Genomic DNA, 4,378 nt, shown 5'->3' with positions numbered 1-4,378 from the left:
CGAGCTGAGCGGCGTCGCCGGCGCCCCGGGCGCGGCGGCGGAACTTGACGCCGGGGCGCCCGCCGCTTAGCGCAGCCTGATGTCAGACACTGAATCCTCGCCGGTCTTCGGCCGTTTCGCGCCCTTCGCCACCGCCTATGACGTCGTGCTGTGCGATGTCTGGGGCGTGCTGCACGACGGCATCCACGCTCACGAGGCGGCCGCGGACGCGCTCATCCGGTTCCGGGCGGGCGGCGGCGCCGTGGTGCTGGTGTCGAACGCGCCCAAGTCCTCGGAATGGGTGGTCCAGAACCTCGACCAGAAGGGCGTGCCGCGCGGCGCCTGGGACGCGGTCGTCACCTCCGGCGACGTCACGCGACGCATGCTGGCCGAGCGCGACGTCCTGCGGGTGCATCACATCGGCCCGCCGCGCGACCTGCCGCTGCTCGGCGACGAGCGCATCGAGCGGGTGGCCCCCGAGGACGCCGCGATGGTGGTGGTCACCGGCCTGTTCGACGACCAGACCGAGGTTCCGGAGGACTACGCCGAGCGCCTCGCCGCGTTGAAGGAGCGGGGCCTGCCGATGATCTGCGCCAACCCCGATCTCGTGGTCCAGGTCGGCGACCAGCAGCTCTGGTGCGCGGGCGCGATCGCCGATCTCTACGAGAAGATCGGCGGCGAGACGCACTATGCCGGCAAGCCCTATGCGCCGGTCTATGACGCGGCCCTCGGCCTCGCCGAGGAGATCCTGAACCGCAGCGTCGACCGCTCGCGCGTCATCGCGATCGGCGACGCGGTGCGGACCGATCTGGCGGGCGCGACCGCCGCCGGGATCGACTGCGTGTTCATCGCCGACGGCATCCATGGCGAGGAACTCGGCCGCGGCTCGCCTGACCCTGAGAAGCTCGCCGCGCTGTTCGCCGAGCACGGCTACAGCCCCGTGGCGGTCATGCCCCGGCTCGTCTGGTAGGCCGCTCAAAGTTTTTCTTATGTGGACGCCCCCCGGGGCGTCCCGAATAACGGGCGCCCGGCTGTGGCCGGCGCGTCTGATGACAGAACTCGAGGAGACCACGAATGAGCAACCGAATCGTCCTCAGGACCGGCGAGGCGCTCGTCGCGGGCGGCCCTCCCGGCACCGCGGCCGAGCCGGAGGTCGTGATCGGCGAGCTCGACGGGCCGGTCGGCACGGCGCTCGCCACCCTCACGGGCGACCAGGTCAAGGGTCACACCCGCGTCTTCGCCCTGCTCAACACCGACGTGATGGTTCGCCCGGTGACGCTCTGCGTCTCCAAGGTGACGGTCGACAATCCGCGCTACACCAACATCCTGATGGGCACGGTGCAGTTCGCGATCGCCAACGGCGTGCTGGACGCCGTGCGCGCCGGGTACATCCCGAAGGAGAAGGCGAACGACCTCGGCATCATCTGCTCGGTCTGGCTCGCGCCGACGATCGTCGACGTCGAGAACCTCGACCACAAGGTGCTGTTCGACATCCATCGCAAGGGCATGCTGGAGGCCATCCGCAAGGCGATGGCGTCCGAGCCCTCGATCGACTGGCTCCTGGAGAACCAGGAGAAGATCACCCACAAGTACTACCAGATGGGCCTCGACGGTAAGGTCTGAGCCTTCCGGACCGGCCCGGACGCGTCAGGCGCCCGGGCCGGTTAATCCGACGTTGCTCAGCCTTCCTCGGAGGCGGCCGCTGCCCGCCAGCCGATGTCGCGGCGGCAGAAGCCTTCCGGCCAGTCGATGAGGTCGACCGCCGAATAGGCGTTCATCTGCGCCTCGGACGCGTCCGCGCCGATCGCCGTCACGGCGAGCACGCGGCCCCCGGCCGCCACCAGCCTGCCGTTCTCGATCGCGGTTCCTGCGTGGAACACCGTGACGTGCGGCCGCTTCTCCGCCGCCTCGATCCCGCGGATCTCCGAGCCCTTCTCGTAGGCTCCCGGGTAGCCCCTGGCGGCGAGCACCACCGCGAGCGCGGTTTCCGGCCGGAACGCAGGCTTGCGGCCCGCGAGCCGGCCCTCGACGGCCGCCACCATCAGCTCCAGCAGGTCGTCCTTCAGCCGGGGCAGCACCACCTGCGCCTCCGGGTCGCCGAAGCGCACATTGTACTCGACCAGCCGCGGGCCGTCGGGGCCGACCATCAGACCGGCGTAGAGGAAGCCCACGAAAGGCGTCCCATCCTCCTTCATCGCGGCGACCGTCGGGCGGACGATCTCCGCCATCGCCCTCTCGATCAGCGCGTGGCTCAGCACCGGCGCCGGCGAATAGGCGCCCATGCCGCCGGTGTTCGGCCCCTCGTCGCCGTCGAAGGCCCGCTTGTGATCCTGCGCGTCGCCGAACAGCACCGCCGTGGTCCCGTCGCAGAGCGCGAACAGGCTGGCTTCCTCGCCGTCCATGAATTCCTCGATCACGGCCTCCGCGCCGGCCGCGCCGAGGTCGCCGCCGAACACGTGATCGACCGCCGCATGGGCTTCCTGCAGCGTGGTCGCGACCACGACTCCCTTGCCGGCGGCGAGGCCGTCGGCCTTGACCACGACCGGCGCGCCGAAGGCCTCGACGGCGGCGTGTCCTTCCTCGGCGGTGCGGCAGCGGCGGAAGGCGGCGGTCGGGATGCCGCGCCTTTCGCAAAGCTCCTTGGTGAAGGCCTTGGAGCCTTCGAGCCTCGCGGCGCCGGCGGTGGGCCCGAAAGCCTTGATCCCGGCTTCGGCGAGCGCGTCGACCACGCCCGCCACCAGCGGCGCCTCGGGGCCGACGACCACGAGGTCGACCTTCTCGGCTTTCGCCAGCGCGACCACGTCCGCGACGTCGTCGGCCGCGACCGGCCGCAATTCGGCGTGCTGCGCGATTCCGGGGTTTCCGGGGGCGGCGATCAGCTTCGTGAGAAGCGGGCTGCGCGCGATCGACGCCGCCAGCGCGTGCTCGCGTCCGCCGGAGCCTAGGAGAAGTACGATCATAATGAAAACGTCGCCGGCTCTTGTGGGACCCGGCGACGTTCTAGCTGCGTTGGCTCTTTCGCGAAAGCGAAGCGCCGTTACTCCACGATCACCTTACCCTTCATCACCGCCGAATGCGGCGTGCAGATGTAGTTGTAGGTGCCCGGCTCGATGAACTTGACCGCATAGGCCTCGTTCACGTTGAGCATCGGGCCCATCGCGCCCTTCACGGTCTTGGCCGGGCCCTGACGGAAGTGAACGTTGTGCGCCACCGCTTCCTTGTTGGTCCAGCGCACGATCTGGCCGGACTTGATCTTCACCTCAGGCGTCAGGAACGCCATCTTGTCGATGTCGATCTCGGTGATCTCGCCGGTGGCGGCCTTCGCGTCGGGCAGAATCTCGATCGGGTCGGCGGCGTGTGCGGCGCTGAGCGGGAGCGCGACGCACAGCGCCGCGAGCAGCATGGAACGCATGGAACGTGTCCTTGGAAGTCCGGGCTGAGGGAGCGCGTCGCCGCCGTCCCGGAACCGGCGGCGGCCAAAGTCGATCAGGCGTCTCTTGGAGCGCCTGAACGGCCGAGGAGCGCGGCGCCGCGGGGACGTCCCAGCCGTCCGGCGCCGAAGAGCGTCGCCGGCTGAGCCGGCGTGACGAGAAAAAGCAGACCGCTGTCGACCATCAGTCGATCTCCAAGCCGCGGCGGGCGTCGCCTCCGCCACGGCGAGAGCATTAGAGTTCCACCCCCCGGGGAGCAATCGAAGAAGGGTTCCAGTCTGGTAAGAAGAAAATGATCGGTCCGTGATCGCGGCCTCGACGACGGGGGTCGCCTTTGACGCCAGCGCGGGCGGTCGCCTCATGCGCGCGAAGCGGCTAAGTTCGGACGACCGCCTCAGGACCCCCATGCCCGAACCCGTTCTGTCCAACGCTCCGGAAATCTCCGTCACCGAACTCAGCCAGGCTTTGCGCCGGACGGTCGAGGACACCTTCGGCTATGTCCGGGTGCGGGGCGAGGTGTCGGGCTATCGCGGGCCGCATTCCTCCGGCCACGCCTATTTCTGCCTCAAGGACGAAGGCGCGCGCATCGACGCGGTGGTCTGGCGGACGAGCTTCTCCAAGCTGAAGTTCAAGCCCGAGGAGGGCATGGAGGTGATCGCCACCGGGCGGCTCACCACCTATCCGGGCAAGTCGACCTACCAGATCGTGATCGACGTGCTGGAGCCGGCCGGGGTGGGCGCGCTGCTCGCCCAGCTCGAGGAGCGGCGCAAGCGGCTCGCCGCCGAGGGCCTGTTCGACGAGGCCCGCAAGCGGCCGCTGCCCTATCTGCCCGAGGTGATCGGCGTCGTGACCTCGCCGACCGGCGCGGTGATCCGCGACATCCTGCACCGCCTCGCCGAGCGTTTCCCGCGGCGGGTGCTGGTCTGGCCGGTGCGGGTGCAGGGCGAGACCGCCGCTGCCGAGGTCGC

General features: G+C 69.7%; 5 protein-coding genes. 3 read left to right on the top strand and 2 right to left on the bottom strand.

Annotated elements, in window-relative coordinates:
* Positions 1-79: 79 nt before the first annotated feature.
* Together ACIKT0_RS13695 and ACIKT0_RS13690 are read left to right on the top strand one after the other, a co-directional pair.
* The gene (locus tag ACIKT0_RS13695) at positions 80-949 is read left to right on the top strand and encodes a TIGR01459 family HAD-type hydrolase (RefSeq protein ID WP_407105879.1); all 870 of its coding nucleotides are present in this window, start codon (positions 80-82) and stop codon (positions 947-949) included.
* Positions 950-1,053: 104 nt separating this feature from the next.
* Positions 1,054-1,602 (top strand): formaldehyde-activating enzyme, encoded by a 549-nt coding sequence (locus tag ACIKT0_RS13690; protein WP_183396536.1) that lies wholly within the window; start codon positions 1,054-1,056, stop codon positions 1,600-1,602.
* Between the two features lie 56 nt (positions 1,603-1,658).
* On the opposite strand, the gene purD is transcribed toward ACIKT0_RS13690, so the two are convergent.
* Entirely contained in the window at positions 1,659-2,939 is a 1,281-nt protein-coding gene (gene purD, locus ACIKT0_RS13685) for a phosphoribosylamine--glycine ligase (RefSeq protein ID WP_407105878.1), read from the bottom strand.
* Positions 2,940-3,016: 77 nt separating this feature from the next.
* Positions 3,017-3,391 (bottom strand): plastocyanin/azurin family copper-binding protein, encoded by a 375-nt coding sequence (locus tag ACIKT0_RS13680; protein ID WP_183396534.1) that lies wholly within the window; start codon positions 3,389-3,391, stop codon positions 3,017-3,019.
* A gap of 424 nt (positions 3,392-3,815) precedes the next feature.
* Between ACIKT0_RS13680 and xseA the strand changes: the two genes are divergently transcribed.
* A partial coding sequence (gene xseA / locus ACIKT0_RS13675; protein WP_407105877.1) for an exodeoxyribonuclease VII large subunit occupies positions 3,816-4,378 on the top strand: 563 nt, incomplete at its 3' end.

Source organism: Hansschlegelia beijingensis (assembly GCF_045505405.1).
GTDB classification, from domain to species: domain Bacteria; phylum Pseudomonadota; class Alphaproteobacteria; order Rhizobiales; family Methylopilaceae; genus Methylopila; species Methylopila beijingensis_A.
Note: the sequence above shows the minus strand (reverse complement) of the source record. Positions and strands in the feature narration are given on the sequence as shown.